The sequence below is a fragment of the Geodermatophilus maliterrae genome (assembly GCF_041018925.1).
In the GTDB taxonomy this organism is placed as follows: Bacteria; Actinomycetota; Actinomycetes; order Mycobacteriales; family Geodermatophilaceae; genus Geodermatophilus; species Geodermatophilus maliterrae.
The window spans coordinates 74890-90101 of record NZ_JBFNXQ010000001.1; the positions used below are offsets into that span (position 1 = coordinate 74890).

The 15212-nt window shown below is 73.7% G+C and carries 17 protein-coding genes; 11 read left to right on the top strand and 6 right to left on the bottom strand.

From position 1 onward, the window contains the following. Positions 1-76 precede the first annotated feature (76 nt). Positions 77-151 carry a 50S ribosomal protein bL37 gene (locus ABQ292_RS26670; RefSeq protein WP_099459150.1) on the top strand — a complete coding sequence of 25 codons (75 nt, stop codon included), beginning with the start codon at positions 77-79 and terminating at the stop codon, positions 149-151. A gap of 129 nt (positions 152-280) precedes the next feature. Here ABQ292_RS26670 and rsrA read toward each other — a convergent pair whose 3' ends face one another. Beyond that, positions 281-610 (bottom strand): mycothiol system anti-sigma-R factor, encoded by a 330-nt coding sequence (rsrA, locus tag ABQ292_RS00400; RefSeq protein WP_369202080.1) that lies wholly within the window; start codon positions 608-610, stop codon positions 281-283. Continuing rightward, positions 607-1323: a sigma-70 family RNA polymerase sigma factor gene (locus ABQ292_RS00405; protein WP_369202082.1), complete on the bottom strand. Its 717-nt coding sequence runs from the start codon at positions 1321-1323 to the stop codon at positions 607-609. The genes rsrA and ABQ292_RS00405 overlap by 4 nt, the downstream gene beginning before the upstream one ends. Positions 1324-1552: 229 nt before the next feature. On the opposite strand from ABQ292_RS00405, the gene ybaK reads away from it, so the two are divergent. Then, positions 1553-2029 (top strand): Cys-tRNA(Pro) deacylase, encoded by a 477-nt coding sequence (ybaK, locus tag ABQ292_RS00410; RefSeq protein WP_369202084.1) that lies wholly within the window; start codon positions 1553-1555, stop codon positions 2027-2029. A 31-nt stretch (positions 2030-2060) separates the two neighbouring features. Here ybaK and ABQ292_RS00415 read toward each other — a convergent pair whose 3' ends face one another. Together ABQ292_RS00415 and ABQ292_RS00420 are read right to left on the bottom strand one after the other, a co-directional pair. Further along, the gene (locus ABQ292_RS00415; RefSeq protein ID WP_369202086.1) at positions 2061-3554 is read right to left on the bottom strand and encodes a fused MFS/spermidine synthase; all 1494 of its coding nucleotides are present in this window, start codon (positions 3552-3554) and stop codon (positions 2061-2063) included. Between the two features lie 72 nt (positions 3555-3626). Next, positions 3627-4373 (bottom strand): SOS response-associated peptidase, encoded by a 747-nt coding sequence (locus ABQ292_RS00420; RefSeq protein WP_369202088.1) that lies wholly within the window; start codon positions 4371-4373, stop codon positions 3627-3629. A gap of 153 nt (positions 4374-4526) precedes the next feature. Between ABQ292_RS00420 and ABQ292_RS00425 the strand changes: the two genes are divergently transcribed. The 4 genes from ABQ292_RS00425 (at position 4527) to ABQ292_RS00440 (ending at position 8788) form a co-directional block, all read left to right on the top strand. Beyond that, the gene (locus tag ABQ292_RS00425) at positions 4527-5987 is read left to right on the top strand and encodes an NAD-dependent succinate-semialdehyde dehydrogenase (protein ID WP_369202090.1); all 1461 of its coding nucleotides are present in this window, start codon (positions 4527-4529) and stop codon (positions 5985-5987) included. 43 nt (positions 5988-6030) lie between these two features. After that, complete coding sequence (aroA, locus tag ABQ292_RS00430) at positions 6031-7323, top strand: 3-phosphoshikimate 1-carboxyvinyltransferase (protein ID WP_369202092.1); 1293 nt, start codon at positions 6031-6033, stop codon at positions 7321-7323. An 89-nt stretch (positions 7324-7412) separates the two neighbouring features. Next, on the top strand, positions 7413-8336 hold the full coding sequence (gene rsgA / locus ABQ292_RS00435; protein ID WP_369202094.1) for a ribosome small subunit-dependent GTPase A: 924 nt from the start codon (positions 7413-7415) through the stop codon (positions 8334-8336). A 14-nt stretch (positions 8337-8350) separates the two neighbouring features. Next, positions 8351-8788 (top strand): VOC family protein, encoded by a 438-nt coding sequence (locus tag ABQ292_RS00440; protein WP_369202096.1) that lies wholly within the window; start codon positions 8351-8353, stop codon positions 8786-8788. A gap of 232 nt (positions 8789-9020) precedes the next feature. Here the strand turns inward: ABQ292_RS00440 and ABQ292_RS00445 are convergent, their stop codons facing one another. Then, positions 9021-9557: a DUF2087 domain-containing protein gene (locus tag ABQ292_RS00445; RefSeq protein WP_369202098.1), complete on the bottom strand. Its 537-nt coding sequence runs from the start codon at positions 9555-9557 to the stop codon at positions 9021-9023. A gap of 53 nt (positions 9558-9610) precedes the next feature. Between ABQ292_RS00445 and ABQ292_RS00450 the strand changes: the two genes are divergently transcribed. Both ABQ292_RS00450 and ABQ292_RS00455 read left to right on the top strand, forming a co-directional pair. Next, a complete protein-coding gene (locus ABQ292_RS00450; RefSeq protein WP_369202100.1) occupies positions 9611-9787 on the top strand; it encodes a DUF2795 domain-containing protein in 177 nt (58 codons plus the stop codon). A gap of 22 nt (positions 9788-9809) precedes the next feature. Continuing rightward, entirely contained in the window at positions 9810-10616 is an 807-nt protein-coding gene (locus tag ABQ292_RS00455) for an inositol monophosphatase family protein (RefSeq protein WP_369202102.1), read from the top strand. Between the two features lie 72 nt (positions 10617-10688). On the opposite strand, the gene ABQ292_RS00460 is transcribed toward ABQ292_RS00455, so the two are convergent. Continuing rightward, complete coding sequence (locus tag ABQ292_RS00460) at positions 10689-10889, bottom strand: hypothetical protein (protein ID WP_369202104.1); 201 nt, start codon at positions 10887-10889, stop codon at positions 10689-10691. 266 nt (positions 10890-11155) lie between these two features. Between ABQ292_RS00460 and ABQ292_RS00465 the strand changes: the two genes are divergently transcribed. The 3 genes from ABQ292_RS00465 (at position 11156) to ABQ292_RS00475 (ending at position 15178) form a co-directional block, all read left to right on the top strand. Next, complete coding sequence (locus ABQ292_RS00465; protein ID WP_369202106.1) at positions 11156-12061, top strand: SIR2 family NAD-dependent protein deacylase; 906 nt, start codon at positions 11156-11158, stop codon at positions 12059-12061. Next, a complete protein-coding gene (locus tag ABQ292_RS00470) occupies positions 12048-14378 on the top strand; it encodes an ATP-binding protein (RefSeq protein ID WP_369202108.1) in 2331 nt (776 codons plus the stop codon). The genes ABQ292_RS00465 and ABQ292_RS00470 overlap by 14 nt, the downstream gene beginning before the upstream one ends. Positions 14379-14446: 68 nt before the next feature. After that, positions 14447-15178: a hypothetical protein gene (locus ABQ292_RS00475; protein WP_369202110.1), complete on the top strand. Its 732-nt coding sequence runs from the start codon at positions 14447-14449 to the stop codon at positions 15176-15178. Positions 15179-15212 lie beyond the last annotated feature (34 nt).

Consider the following 15212-nt stretch of genomic DNA (forward strand, 5'->3'; position numbering starts at 1 on the left):
CCTCGACTGTGGGACCCTGGGGGCAGACCCGGCGGTCCCCGCCGACCCACCCGACGACGAGGAGAGGAGGGCAGCGATGTCCAAGCGCGGACGCAAGCGGCGCTCCCGCAAGGGGAGCAAGGCCAACCACGGCAAGCGCCCCAACGCCTAGGAGGACCCCTCTGCCCCCGCCGCTCGCAGGCTCGCGGCGGGACCCTGCAGGGGGCCGTGGTGCACACACGACGGCGCCCCGTTCCGGTGATCCGGAGCGGGGCGCCGTCGTTGGTCCTGGGAGTGGGCCTCAGGTGTCGTGGGACCAGTCGGTCCGTACGACCTCGGTGCTCACCTGCTCGACGCTGACGTGCGTGCCGTCCTCCTCGAAGGAGACGGTGGTCAGCTGCAGCTTGATGCGATCCTTGAGACCCAGCGGCGGCTTGTCACCGCCGCAGCGGCGACGGACGAGCGCCTTGAACTCCTGCTCGATGCCGAACTGCCGGAGGCACGACGAGCAGTCCTCCAGGTGCTCGGCGATGACCGCGCGGCGGGCGTCGTCGGTCTCGTGGTCCAGGAACTCGAAGACGTGCGTCAGGACGTCGTCGCACGAGGAGGCGTGCTCGTGCTCGGCACTCACGACCCGGCCCCCTCTCCGGCGCCGGCGCGGACGAAGCCGCGCTCACGGGCGTAGTCGGCCAGCAGCTTCTGCAGGCCCCGCCGGCCCCGGTGCAGCCGGGACATCACCGTGCCGATGGGCGTGCCCATGATCTCGGCGATCTCCTTGTAGGCGAACCCCTCGACGTCGGCGAGGTAGACCGCCAGCCGGAAGTCCTCGGGCAGCTGCTGCAGGGCGTCCTTGATGTCGGAGTCCGGCAGGTGGTCCAGCGCCTCGATCTCGGCCGAGCGCAGGCCGCTGGAGCTGTGCTCCTCGGCGGCGTACAGCTGCCAGTCCTGCACCTGGTCGGTGGGGTACTGCTGCGGCTGCCGCTGCTTCTTGCGGTAGCTGTTGATGTAGGTGTTCGTCAGGATCCGGTACAGCCAGGCCTTGAGGTTGGTGCCCTCGGCGAACTGGTGGAACGCGGAGTAGGCCTTGACGAACGTCTCCTGGACCAGGTCCTCGGCATCGGCGGGGTTGCGGGTCATCCGCAGCGCCGCCGGGTAGAGCTGGTCGAGGTAGGGCAGCGCGTCGCGCTCGAAGCGGGCGTCGCGCTCGGCACGGGTCTCGGCGACCTCGGTGCGGCTGCCGCCCTCGCGGGCCTCGGGGACGTCCACCGGAGCCCCGACCACCTGCTCGCGCGCGGTCCCGACGGGCTCGACGGCGGGGCTGCCGCCCGTGGACTCCTCAGGCACCGACCGTCCTCTCTGCGGCGCCCGGAGGCGGGCGACCACGTCGGACGATCCTAGTCGCGCGGCGTCGGGACGGCCTGGGGGCCGCCGGTGCGGAGCGCGGGTCCGCGCGCTCGAGACGGTGCTGCTCACGGCCGGTCCAACCGCACGGACGGCGGCCGGCATTCCCCGGGTGGTGGCCACCACGGAACGCGGCGGCGCGGGCCACCTCCCGCCGCTACGCTGCCGGCCCGTGGCGGCGACCCCCGCGGTGCGGGCCCTGGAGCGCGCGAAGGTGGCGCACACCCTGCACCCCTACGACCCCGAGCACCCGGACGACCGGGGCCACGGCGAGGCGGCGGTCGCCGCGCTCGGCGCCGACCCGCGCCAGGTGTTCAAGACGCTGGTCACCCGCGTCGACGGCGTCCTCACCGTGGCCGTCGTCCCGGTGAGCGGCAGCCTCGACCTCAAGGCGCTGGCCGCGGCGGCCGGTGGGCGGAAGGCGGCCATGGCCGACCCGGCCGACGCCGAGCGGACGACCGGCTACGTGCTGGGCGGGATCAGCCCGCTGGGACAGCGCAAGGCCCTGCCGACGGTGGTCGACGAGTCGGCGCTGGCGTTCCCCACGGTCCTGGTCAGCGCCGGGCGCCGCGGCCTGCAGGTCGAGCTGCCGCCGGCCGACCTGGTCCGGCTGACCCGCGCCCGCACCGCCCCCATCGGACGTCGCTGAAGGGCCGCCCGGTCCGGAGGGAGCCCCCTCCTCAGGAGCCCGGGGCGCCGTAGGGCGTGAGCAGCTGGTCGACCGGCGCGGCGTCGTCGGTGAGCACCTGCGCGTCGCCGGCCAAGGCGGCGACGCCGTCCTCGGAGGCGACCTGCCAGGTCGAGTCCTGGGCCCGCAGCGCCGCGGCGAGGGCGTCGGGGTCGAGCGGCCGGGAGGAGGCGACGGCGACCAGGTTGCCGCCGTCCTCCCCCGCCAGGACCGGCGCGCGGGCCAGCAGCAGGACGTGCGGCCAGACCTCGCGCACCGTGGCCAGCTCCGCGCGCACGAAGGACAGCGGCGGGTGGTCGATGAGGTTGGCGACGTAGACGCCGTCGTCGGTGAGCACCCGGTCGACCAGCCCCAGCGCCTCCACGGTGGTCAGCTGCCAGGGCACCGACAGCCCGCCGAAGGCGTCGCCGACGACGAGGTCGCGCTGCCCCGCCCGCTCGGCGGCCAGTCCCACGCGGGCGTCACCGACCCGCACCTGCAGGTCCTCCGACGTCTCCAGCCCGAGCTGCTCGCGGTCGATCTCCACGACACCGGGGTCGACCTCGAGCACCCGGCTGGTGGTGCCGGGACGGACCTCGGCGAGGTAGCGCGGCACGGTGAGCCCGCCGCCGCCCAGGTGCAGTGCCGACAGCGGCTCCCCGGCCGGGGCGACCACGTCGGTGACCGCGGCGATGGCCCGCACGTACTCGAACTCCAGGTACGTCGGGTCGGCGAGGTCGACGTAGCTGTGCCGCAGCGTGTCGAGCAGCAGCACCCGGCCGGTGTCGCGCTCGGGGTCGGCGACGACGCGGGCGCAGTGGTAGGCCGTCTCCTCCTCGCACGGCGTCGGCGCGACCGCGGCCAGCAGCGACCCCACGACGGCGAGCAGCAGCAGCGCGGTGGGGACCCGGCCGGCCCCGCCGGGCGAGCGGCGCAGCAGGACCGCCACGGCGACGCCGGCGACGACGGTGACCAGCCCGGTGCCCACGAGGATGCCGCTGCTCGGGAACACCGCGATGAGCAGGAAGCCGGTGACGAAGGTGGCCGCGATGCCCCCGAGGGTGCCGATGCCCGACAGCCGCCCCACGACCGAGCCGGTCTCGGCCAGGCTGGCCAGCTGCAGCTTGACGACCATCGGCGGCACGGCCGACAGCAGCGCCGCGGGGACGACGACGGCGACGGCGGCCAGGAGCAGCACGCTGCCGGCGTCGGCGCCGGTGAGGAAGGACCCGGTGAAGCGGACCAGCGGCAGGACGGCGACCACGAGCGCGCCACCGGCCACCAGCAGCGGTGCGATCAGCTGCCGCGGGTCGCGGCGGTCGGCGGTGGCGCCGCCGGCCCAGGCGCCGATAGCGATCGCGGCCAGGGCGAACCCGATGACGGCGGTGTTGGTCTGCAGCGTGATGCCGACGTAGGGCGCGATGAGCCGCAGCCCGACGATCTCCAGCACCAGCACCGCGCCGGAGGCCAGGAAGGTGACACCGGCGGCCACCCAGCCGGGCAGCACGCCCCCCGCGGCCGGCAGGGTGGCCTCGTCGGGTCCGGCGGTCGTCGTGCGCTCGGTCAGGGGACGCTCCCGTCAGAAGAGCGCCGGCTGGTCGGCGGGGGCGCTGGTGCCCTCCACCCGGGTCAGCAGCTCGGCGCCGTTGTTGCGGACGTTGTTCACGGCGGTGCCCACCGGGCGCAGCTCGAGCGCCTCGACCAGCTCCGGCGGCGTGGGCGCGGCGAGCGTCTCGACGTCGTCGCGGGCGGGGTCGAGCCAGTCGGCCCAGCGCTCGCGCGGCAGCACCAGCGGCATGCGGTCGTGGATCTCGGTGAGCGCGCCGGTGGCCGGGGCGGTGACCACGGTGCAGGTGTAGAGGCGGTCCTCGCCCTTGCCCCAGACCTCGTACAGCCCGGCCATGGCCAGCACCGACCCGTCGGCCGGGGTGATGAAGAAGGGCTGCTTGCCCGGGGAGTCGAGCCGCTTCTGCCACTCGTACCAGCCGTCGGCGGGGACCAGGCAGCGGCGGGAGCGGGCAGCCGCGCGGAAGGCGGGCTTCTCGGTGAGGGACTCCACGCGGGCGTTGAGCAGCCGGTTGCCGACCGAGACGTCCTTGGCCCACGAGGGCACCAGCCCCCAGCGGACGCTGCGCAGCTCGCGGTGCCCCGCGCCGGTGGGGCTGCCCTCGGGGTCGCGCTCGCGCTTGGTGCGGACGACGTACACGTCCTTGGTCGGCGCGACGTTGTAGTCGGCCGGCAGTGGCTGCTGGCCCTCGGCGGGCACCGCCTCGAACTCGACCACGAGGTCCTCGGGGCGGCGGCTGGCGGCGTAACGACCGCACATGACAGGTCCTCCCGGCTGGATGGGTCCGGACGAGGGCACCCGGGTGGGCCCCTCCCTGACCTTAGGTGTGCCCGCCGACACCGCGACTGCTCCCACGGGCGGCGGGTAGGCCCCCACTGGAGACGACACCGACGAGAGACGAGGATCACGGGCGTGACCGCGACCCAGAACCCACCGCACGAGAAGCCCAAGACCGCCAGCGACTCCGCCGAGCGCCGCTACGCGACGGTCAACCCCTTCACCGGGGAGACGGAGGAGGAGTTCGACTTCACCCCGACCGAGGAGATCGACGGGATCGTCGGACGCGCGCACGCCGCGTACCAGGAGTGGCGGCAGCGCCCGGTCGAGGAGCGCGCCGCCGTCGTCCGGCGGGCCGCCGAGCTCATGGACGAGCGCCGCGACGACCTCGCCGCGCTCGTCACGAGGGAGATGGGCAAGCGCCGCGAGGAGGCCACGGGCGAGCTCTACCTCTGCTCCATGATCCTCAAGTACTACGCCGACAACGGCCCCGGCTTCCTCGAGCCGAAGTCCATCCAGCCGCTGATGGGCAAGGGCGAGGCGGTCGTGGAGACCCAGCCGATCGGCGTCCTGCTGGCCATCGAACCGTGGAACTACCCCTTCTACCAGGTGGTCCGCGTGGCCGGCCCGAACCTGGTGCTGGGCAACACCGTCATCCTCAAGCACGCCGAGATCACCCCGCAGTGCGCGGTCGCCATCGAGCAGCTGTTCACCGACGCCGGCGCCCCCGAGGGCGTCTTCACGAACACCTTCCTGCGCATCGAGGACGTCGAGCAGGTCATCGCCGACCCCCGCATCCAGGGCGTGACGCTGACCGGCAGCGAGCGGGCCGGCAGCGCGGTGGGCGCCCTGGCCGGCAAGTACCTGAAGAAGTCCGTGCTCGAGCTGGGCGGCAGCGACCCGTTCATCGTGCTCGACGCCGAGGACCTGGGCGCCACGGTGAAGGCCGCCACGATGGGCCGGATGCAGAACACCGGCCAGGCCTGCACCGCGTCCAAGCGGCTGATCGTCACCGAGGAGCTCTACGAGCCCTTCGTCGAGGGCCTCAAGCAGGCCTTCTCGACCTTCGCGCCCGGCGACCCGGCCGACCCCTCGACGTCGCTGGCCCCCCTGTCGAGCGAGCGGGCCGCGCAGGACCTGCACGCGCAGATCCAGGACGCCGTCGACAAGGGCGCCACCGTCGTCGCCGGCGGGCAGCGGCCCGACCACGCGGGCGCGTTCGTCGAGGCCACGATCCTCACCGACGTCACCCCGGAGATGCGGGCCTACCGCGAGGAGCTGTTCGGCCCCGCGGCCGTCGTCTACAAGGTCAAGGACGCCGACGAGGCGGTCGCGCTGGCCAACGACAGCGACTTCGGCCTGGGTGCCACCGTCATGAGCAGCGACCTCGACCGCGCGCGGGCGGTGGCCGAGCGGCTGGAGGCCGGCATGGTGTGGATCAACCAGCCGACCGGGTCCTCTCCCGAGCTGCCCTTCGGCGGCGTGAAGCGGTCCGGCTACGGCCGTGAGCTCTCCGAGCTGGCGATGTTCGAGTTCGCCAACCGCCGCCTGGTCCGCACGGTCCCGGTGAAGAAGGCCAAGCCGGCCGGCAGCTGAGCGTGCGCGCGGTGCGGTGTCGCCGACCGGGCAGGATGGTGCCGTGAGCCCGGCCTGGACGACACCGCACCGCCCGACCCCCGTCGACGCCGTCGTCCCGCTGCCGGGCTCGAAGTCGCTGACCGCGCGGGCGCTGGTGCTGGCCGCGCTGGCCGACGGGCCGAGCCGGCTGGTCCGCCCTCTGCGGGCCCGCGACACCGAGCTCATGGCCGCGGGGCTGCGGGCCCTCGGGGTCGGTGTCGAGGACGACGGCACCTCCCCCGACGCGGACTGGCTGGTCACCCCGGGCGAACTGCGCGGCCCCGCCGAGGTCGACGCCGGGCTGGCCGGCACCGTCCTGCGCTTCCTGCCGCCGGTGGCCGCGCTGGCCACCGGCCCGGTGCGGCTGGACGGCGACCCGCGGCTGCACGAGCGCCCCAACGCCGGGCTCGTCGCCGCGCTGCGCGACCTCGGCGTCGAGGTCGACGACGGGGGCCGCGGCCGGGCGCCGTTCACCGTGCACGGCACCGGCCGGGTGCGCGGCGGGACGGTGACGGTCGATGCGAGCGAGTCCTCGCAGATCATCTCCGGCCTGCTGCTGGCCGCCGCTCGCTTCGACGAGGGCCTCGACCTCACGCCGGCCGGCGGGGTCCCCTCGATGCCGCACGTGGAGATGACCGTCGTCGCGCTGCGGGAGCACGGCGTCGACGTGACCGCCACCGGCCGCGGCTGGCGGGTCGCGCCCGGCCCGGTCGCCGCGCGCGACCGCGTCGTGGAGCCCGACCTGTCCAACGCCGCGCCGTTCCTCGCCGCGGCACTGGTCACCGGCGGGCGCGTGACCGTCCCCGACTGGCCGCAGGTCACCACCCAGCCCGGCGCGCAGCTCGACCGCCTGCTGCGCCAGATGGGTGCCGACGTGCAGCGCACGCCCGAGGGGCTGCAGGTCACCGGCACCGGCACGATCGCCCCGCTGGTCGCCGACCTCGGCGAGGTGGGCGAGCTGACGCCGGTGCTCGCCGCGCTGTGCGCCCTCGCCGGCGGCACGTCGCGGCTGACCGGCATCGGGCACCTGCGCGGCCACGAGACCGACCGGCTGCAGGCCCTCGACGAGGTGCTCAGCGCCGTCGGTGCGCGGGTCGAGCAGCTGCCCGACGGGCTGGTCGTCTCCCCCGGCCCGCGGCGCCCGGCGCTGGTCGACTCCTACGCCGACCACCGCATGGTGCACGCCGCCGCCGTCCTCGGCCTGGCCGTCGACGGCGTCCGGGTGTCCGGGCCCGAGGCGGTGACCAAGACGCTGCCGGACTTCCGCGAGCGCTGGGCCGGGATGCTCGGCGCGACGGCGGGGGTGGTCTCCTGAGCCGGCGGCACGACAGCCGGTCGGACGAGGACGACGTCCGGGTCCGGCCCAGCCGGCGCGGGTCGCGACCGCGCACCCGCACCCGCCCCGTGCACGCCGACGCCGTCCCGGGGCTGGTGGTCGCGGTCGACCGCGGGCGGATGACCGTCCGGGTCGAGGGCGACGACGGGGCCCCCGTCGAGGTCACCGCGATGCGCGCCCGGGAGCTGGGCCGGCACGGCGTCGTCGTCGGCGACCGGGTGCGGCTGGTCGGCGACACCACGGGGCGGCCGGACACCCTCGCCCGGATCGTCGTCATCGAGGACCGGGCGACGTCGCTGCGACGCACCGCCGACGACACCGACCCGACCGAGCGGGTGGTGGTGGCCAACGCCGAGCAGCTCGTCGTCGTCACGTCGGTCACCGACCCCGACCCGGCGCTCGGGTTCCTCGACCGCTGTCTGGTCGCCGCCTACGCCGGGGGCCTGGAGCCGCTGTTCTGCCTCACCAAGACCGACCTGGCCAGCGCCCAGCCGCTGCTGGACCGCTACGCCGGGCTGGAGGTCGACGCGGTGCCGATGTCGCGCGAGACGCCGCTGGACCCGCTGCTCGACCGGCTGACCGGGCGGACGAGCGTGTTCGTCGGCCAGTCGGGCGTGGGCAAGTCGACGCTGGTCAACCGGCTGGTGCCCGAGGCCGACCGGGCCATCGGCGACGTGAGCAAGGTCGGCAAGGGCCGGCACACCTCGTCGTCGGCGGTGTTGTTCGACCTGCCCGGCGGCGGCACGATCGTCGACACCCCGGGCATCCGCTCGCTGGGGCTGGCGCACGTGACCGCCGACGACGTGGTGGGCGCCTTCGACGACCTCGCCGAGGCCGCCGTCGACTGCCCGCCCGGATGCGGGCACTCCGCCGACGACCCCGACTGCGCGCTCGACGCCTGGGCGACGGCAGGACCGCCGGCGCGGGCCGAACGGCTGGCCAGCGTCCGGCGGCTGCTCGACGCCGTCGGCCAGGTCGGCCCCGGCTACTGAACGACGGAGGTCCCGTGCAGCAGCAGGTCCACTTCCTCACCCTCGCCACCGCCGATCTCGACGCGGCGCGGCGCTTCTACGTCGGGGGGCTCGGCTGGTCCCCGCTGCTCGACGTCCCCGGCGAGATCGTGTTCTTCCAGGTCGCGCCGGGCACGGTGCTGGCCTTCTTCGAGGCGGCGAAGTTCGCGCAGGACCTCGGCACCGGCCCGGCGCGGCCCGCGGTCTCCGGTGTGACGCTGGCGCACAACGTGGCCGACCGGGACGCCGTCCGGGCGCTCGTCGACGCCATGGCCGCGGCCGGCGGCACGGTGCTCACCGCCCCGGAGGAGGGCGCCTTCGGCGGTGTCTTCCACGCGCTGGTGACCGACCCGAACGGCGTCGTCTGGGAGGTCGCGCACAACCCCGGCTGGTCGGTCGACGCCGACGGCACCGTCCGGCTCGGCCAGCCGTAGCCTCCCTGCGAGGTCTCCAGCAGCGGGCAGCACCCGCAGCGTGGCCCGTTGCTGCCCGTCGTCCGGACCGCCGCCTCCAGGCCCACCTGGGCAGTGTGGCCGGGAGCCGGGACCTGTCCGCGGGACGTCGTGCTCTGCTCCGCATGCGGACCAGAACACGACGACCGGCGGGAGAGGCGTGCGGACGGTCGTGCTCGGCACCCGGCTGGCTGAGAGCGCGAGGTCCGGCGGGTCAGACGTCGACCCAGCCGCCGCTGCGCCAGTAGAGCCCCTCCGCCCGGGAGAGCAGGCCCTCGTCGACCAGGTACCGGCGCAACGCCGCGGTGTCGGGGTGCCAGACCGCCAGCAGCGCGTTCACCTCGCGCTCCGGGTAACGGACGCCGACCTCGAACACCCGCACCAGGTGCTCGAGCACCACCCGCCGCTTGGTGCGCTGGGCCGGGATGGACACCAGCCGGCCGTCGCGGACGAACGCGGCCAGGACGGCGGACTCGGCGGGGTCCTCCGACAGCGGCTCGGGGGCCGGCTCGGCCTCGGCGGCGGCCCGCGCGGCCGCGCCGAAGCGGTCGGTCAGCAGCTCGAGCGCGTGCCCGTCACGGCGCACCAGCCCGCCGCGGGCCAACCGGCGGGCGGCCAGCGCGACGTCCTTGAGCGCCAGCCCGGAGGCGTCGGCCACCTCCTCGATCGTCGCGGCGCCCAGTGCCAGGGCCGCCACCACCCTCAACCGGGTGGGGTCGGCCAGCAGCCCCACGATCCTCGCCGCCTCCACGCCTGCGACGGTATCCGCGCATCGGACGGCACGGGCGGGGGTAGCCGACTGCCATGGTGAGCCCCATCGACATCCAGAAGGCCCTGAAGGGCATGGACTACCCGGCCAGCAAGCAGCAGATCCTCGAGCACGCCAAGGGCGGCGACAAGGAGGTGCTCGACGCGCTGGAGAAGATCGACGACCGGGAGTACGAGGGGCCCAGCGGGGTCAGTGCCGCGGTCTTCGACTGACCGCCCGCTAGGTTCGGTGCCCATGACACCGGGCCGGGACTTCACCGGGGACATGCACCTGGCGCACGTCCTCGCCGACCAGGCGGACTCGATCAGCATGGAGCGGTACCGCGCGCTCGACCTGACGGTCGAGACCAAGCCGGACCTCACGCCGGTCACCGACGCCGACCGTGCCGTCGAGGAGCAGCTGCGCACCACCCTCGCGCGGGCCCGCACCCGCGACGCCGTCCTGGGCGAGGAGTTCGGCGTCACCGGGCACGGCCCGCGGCGCTGGGTGCTCGACCCCATCGACGGGACGAAGAACTTCGTGCGCGGCGTGCCCGTGTGGGCGACGCTCATCGCGCTGTTCGACGGCGACGAGGCGGTCGTCGGGCTGGTCTCGGCGCCGGCCCTCAACCGCCGCTGGTGGGCGGCCAAGGACGTCGGCGCCTGGACCGGCCGGCGGCTGGAGTCGGCCACCCGCTGCCGGGTGTCCGGCGTCTCCGACCTCGGCGACGCGAGCCTGTCGTTCTCCAGCCTGGCCGGGTGGGAGGAGCGCGGCCTGCTCGACGGCTTCCTCGACCTCTCCCGGTCGGTCTGGCGGACCCGCGGCTACGGCGACTTCTGGAGCTACGTGCTCCTCGCCGAGGGCGCCGTCGACGTCGCCTGCGAGCCCGAGGTGTCGCTGTGGGACCTCGCCGCGCTCGACGTCGTCGTCCGCGAGGCCGGCGGCCGCTTCACCGACCTGTCCGGCGCGCCCGGGCCGGCCGGCGGCAGCGCGCTGGCCACCAACGGCCTGCTGCACGACGCCGCACTGACGCACCTGCGCCTGCCCGACCCGGCGACCTGAGACACGGCGACCTGAGACACGGCGGCGGCCCCTCCCCGAAACCGGGGAGGGGCCGCCGTCGTCAGTTCGTGGCTAGACCGTCGGGGTCGTCTCACCCGTGCCGGAACCGCCCGTGCCGCGGCCACCGGAGAACCGGCGGCGCGCGTCGTCGATCCGCGCCTTGGTCTTGGGGTCCTTGGCCATCTGCTGGGCCTTGGTGGTCACCTGCCGGAGCGCCTGCTGGCCCTTGGGGCTGCGGGCGAACTGGGCCACCTTGTCGAACACCGACGCCATGTCGCGTCCTCCTCTCGCCGGGTCCCGGTGCGGGTCCCATCACCCCGGTCAACGGGGACCGGCCCCGCGCCGTTCCGCGGGCTGGCGGGCGGACCCGCCGATCGACCACGCACCGGTGGAGAGGCCGCAGATCGGCGTCACCACGGCGTCACCACGGCGTCACCGTCACTGTGACGGGGACCACCCCACAGCCATACTCAAGGTAACCGGCACGGACGTCGCGGCGGCACTGAACGCCGCGGTGGGGGACATCGGAGGACCGGGACGTGAGCCTCGACCAGCGCGGGTGGACCACCCTGCTACGGCAGATCCACAAGGGACAGTGCACTCCCGTCATCGGCGCGGGTGCGAGCGCCACGATCGTCCCGGGCGCGGCGCGGCTGGCCCGGTCCTGGGCCCGGGAGTACGACTACCCGCTGGCCGACGACCAGGACCTCGCCCGGGTCAGCCAGTACATAGCGCTGGTCGACTACCCGGCGCGACCCAAGGAGATGATGCTCGAGGCGCTGGCCGCGGTCGGCGACGTCGACCTGGGCGGGACCCCGTATCCCTACCTGGCGCAGTTGCCGTTCCCGCTCTACATCACCACCAACTACGACGACATGATCTGCCGGTCGCTGCGCCCGGAGAAGTCACCTGCGATCGACTACTGCCGGTGGAACGACTACGAGTCCATCGAGGAGAGGGTCCCGCCGGGGCGGACCCACCGGCCGAGCGTCGCCCAGCCCCTCGTCTACCACCTGCACGGCCAGGCGGACTGGATCGACTCCCTGGTGCTGACCGAGGAGGACTACCTCGACTTCCTCATCTCCGCCGCCGAGGACTCCCAGCACCGGTCGCAGTTCCTGCGCTCGGACATCCGCACCGCGCTGGCCGGCAGCAGCCTGCTGTTCATCGGCTACCGCCTGTCGGACTGGACCTTCCGGGTGCTCTTCCGGGGGCTCATGCGCACCATCAGGGCCAACACACAGAAACCCGCCGTGGCGATCCAGTTGGTCCCCGGCGAGGACGAGGTGGCCCCCGGGAAGGTGGCCGAGGCACAGGAGTATCTGCAGAGGTATCTGACCCAGCTGCACCACGTGCCGAGCCTGGCCATGTACTGGGGTGACGCCACCCAGTTCGCCCGGGAACTGCTCGAGAGGTACGAGGAGTACGTCCGTGGTGGCGACTGACACGGCAACCGGCGTCATCACGGGCAACCCGTTCATCGGCCCCGTGCCCTTCCCCCGACGGAGCCGTGACGAGTCCCGCTTCTTCGGCCGGCAGCGAGAGGTCCAGGAGCTGGTCTCATACATCCTGAGCCAGCCTCTGGTCCTCCTCTACTCCCCCAGCGGAGCCGGCAAGTCCTCGCTGGTGAACGCGGGCGTCATCCCGGAACTGGAGGACGTCCACGACTTCCAGGTCCTGCCGGTGGCCCGGGTCCGCGGGCGCACGGACGTCGAGCGGTCGGACACGCTGGCGTGCTTCTACACCTACCAGGCGATCCTGGAGATGGACCCGACGGTGTCCCCCGACCAGGCGGCGTCCTGGACCCTGGCGGACTTCCTCGCCCGGTACCCGAGGCCGGAGGACGACGGGACACCGGTCGCCCGGGTCCTGGTCTTCGACCAGTTCGAGGAGATCCTGGCGATCTACTCCAGCCGATCACCCGAGCACCAGCGCGCGTTCTTCCTGCAGGTGGCGGAAGCGCTGCGTGCCGACCCGCTGCTCCGGGTGGTGTGGCTGGTCCGCGAGGACCGGGTGAGCCAGCTCGAGGTCTTCGCCGGGCTACTCCCCCACGGTCTGGGCCTGCGCTACCGCCTGGACCACCTCAGTCGGGAGGCCGCGCTCGAGGCGGTGGTGCAGACGGCGAGGGGGTCGGCGAAGCCGTTCTCCGCCGAGGCGGCCGAGATCCTCGTCGGCGAGCTGATGAAGACGAGGGCGGAGGTCCGCCCCGGGCACTTCGAGCTGATCGACGGCACGCGCGTGGAGCCGGTGCAGCTCCAGGTCGTATGCCACTCCATCTGGGGGGAGGCCAATCCCGGGGAGATCACCGCCGCCGAGCTCCCCCGGTTCGGCGACATCGAGGACGTGCTCGCCGCCTACTACGACGACGTGATGTCGTCCGTCGTGGCCTCGTCCCCGGTGGACGAGGCCACGCTGCGGGAGTGGTTCAGCACCCGGCTCGTGACGGCGGTGCGCACTCGAGGCACCGTGTTCCGCGGACCCACGCACACCGACGACGTGATCCCGATCCCCAACGACGTGGTCGACCAGCTCGAGGCCCGGCACGTCATCCGCGGTGAGCAGCGGGTCGACGGGGGCGGCCGCTGGTACGAGCTCACCCACGACACGTTCATCACCCCGGTCCTCGTCGCGAACGTCCGGTGGCGGGCACGGCGGGAGCGCCGCGCGCTGACCTGGGCGAGGGCCACCGTCCCGCCGGTCGTGGTGGCCCTAGTGTCCGCTCTAGGAGCGCTGGTGCTCCCGTCTCCCGAGACCAGTACGGCAGACGAGACCAGCATGGCAGACACGGTTCTCACGGCCGGGACGTCCCTCACCGGCAGGGTAACGAGCGGAGAGCAGGACCTGCACCTGGTACACCTCGACCTCGCCACTGCTCTGGTCGTGGGCGCCAGCGAGGCCACCGGGCAGGCCGTTCGACTGGGCCTGCAGGCTCCCGACGGGACGGTGCAGGACGCGGGCGGCACCGACCTCGACCCCGGACCCGCCGTCCGAGCCTTCTGGGCCGACGTTCCGCCCGGGGACCACCAGCTCGTGGTGGAGGGGCGGACGGACACCCCCACCGACTACGAGCTCTGGGTCGCCACCGGGCCTGAGCTGTCCGTCGACCCCGACGGGGTCACGTACGACGGGGAGCTGAGTGGCGCGGTGGCCGGGCCGATGCTGCTCCGCGGAACGGGGACGACTGTCGACGTCGTAGCGCACTCCAACGCGTTCGACACCATCCTCACCTTGCTCCCCCTCGGGGGGTCGGAGTACTCGGACGGGCTCACCAATGACGATTCCGGTACCTACGTCAGTACCGCCTGCCCTGTGGAGGTCAGCGACACCTCAGTCTCCGGCACCGTCCCCAAGTTGCGCTCGACCGACTCGTGGGTGAGCGTCCCGACCCGCGCGGATGAGGTGTACCAGGTCTACGTCCGGCCGTACGAGACGGGGACGAGTGGGTCGTACTCGATCACGACGGTGTCGGCCACGGCATCGGCGCTGTCACTCGGGCAGCCGTTCCCCGAAGAACTCCCCCCGCTGAGCGCCGCGTCATTCGACCTCCCGGACGGATCCGTCGAGGTCAGCGCGGAGCCCTCCGGCGGGGCCAGGGCCATGGAACTCATCCTGAACCCGGGGCCTCGCGCCGAACCCACGGAGTGCATCTCGCCCCACGACCTCGCCGGCGCCCGCCTGGCCCTCCCGACTGGACCGGATCGGGTCCTGCTTGTCCGGAACCTCGCCTCCGCACCGGCCACCGTTGTCGTGACGGCGACCTAAAGGAGGGTTCGTTGGCCTCCACCACGTCACCCGACCTAGCACGCTCGACCGTGCCGGCGCTCTGGAGTGTGACCCTGTCGCGGCTGGTCCTGAGCGTCCTGGCGCTCGTCTTCGCCCACCTGTGGCACGTCCCGAGCTATACCGCGGTCGACACCGACACACCTCAGCTGATGATCCGGTCGGGGCCCGACTGGCTGTCCCAGGCGGCGGCGGTCGTCCTCCTCGTCACCTGGATCGGTCTGGAGGCGACGACCCGGCTGGACCCGGGCTGGCGGCAGACCGTCCGGCGCCGGCGCATGATGGGCCGGCCTCCAGTCACCCCCGACCTCGCGTCCGTGCCGGTCGCCCAGGTCACGGGTGTGGCGGCCGGGATAGCGGCGGTGTCTGCGGGCCTGCTGCTCGTTGCCGAGCCCCTGCCCGAGTACCTCGGAGACCTGACCTACCTCAGCGACCCGACGTACACCTATGGGTTGGGTTCGACCCTGGAACCGGGCCCGCTCGTGGCCATCGAGATCGTGACTCTCACCCTGCTGGCCGTGGGCCTCCTGGCAGTAGGGACGCCGGCCGCCGTCGGGCGGACGCTCCTCGCGGCAGCGACGGCCGGACTGGCCGCCGCCCTCGTCACCGCCGCACTGGTCAGCCCTCGGCTGTACGGCTTCACCGTGCAGTACGTGATCTGGGTGGTGGTGGTCTGGGTGCTGGTTATGCTGGCCGTCGGAGGCCTCGCCGCCACGCCCGTCTGGTATCGGCTGCGGCGACGGCTGGTCGGCCTCGTACGCCGCAGATCCCGTCCGGGATGACCCGCCGGCCGACGTCCGCGCCGATGCGCAGCCC

Bases quoted from the DNA above. Each gene is read 5' to 3' on its own strand.
- ABQ292_RS00420 (WP_369202088.1), bottom strand. From the start codon at position 4,373: ATGTGCGGTCGTTACGCCGCCAGCCGCCGCCCCGAGGACCTCGTGGTC.
- ABQ292_RS00450 (WP_369202100.1), top strand. From the start codon at position 9,611: ATGGTGAGCCCCATCGACATCCAGAAGGCCCTGAAGGGCATGGACTAC.
- ABQ292_RS00455 (WP_369202102.1), top strand. From the start codon at position 9,810: ATGACACCGGGCCGGGACTTCACCGGGGACATGCACCTGGCGCACGTC.
- ABQ292_RS00460 (WP_369202104.1), bottom strand. From the start codon at position 10,889: ATGGCGTCGGTGTTCGACAAGGTGGCCCAGTTCGCCCGCAGCCCCAAG.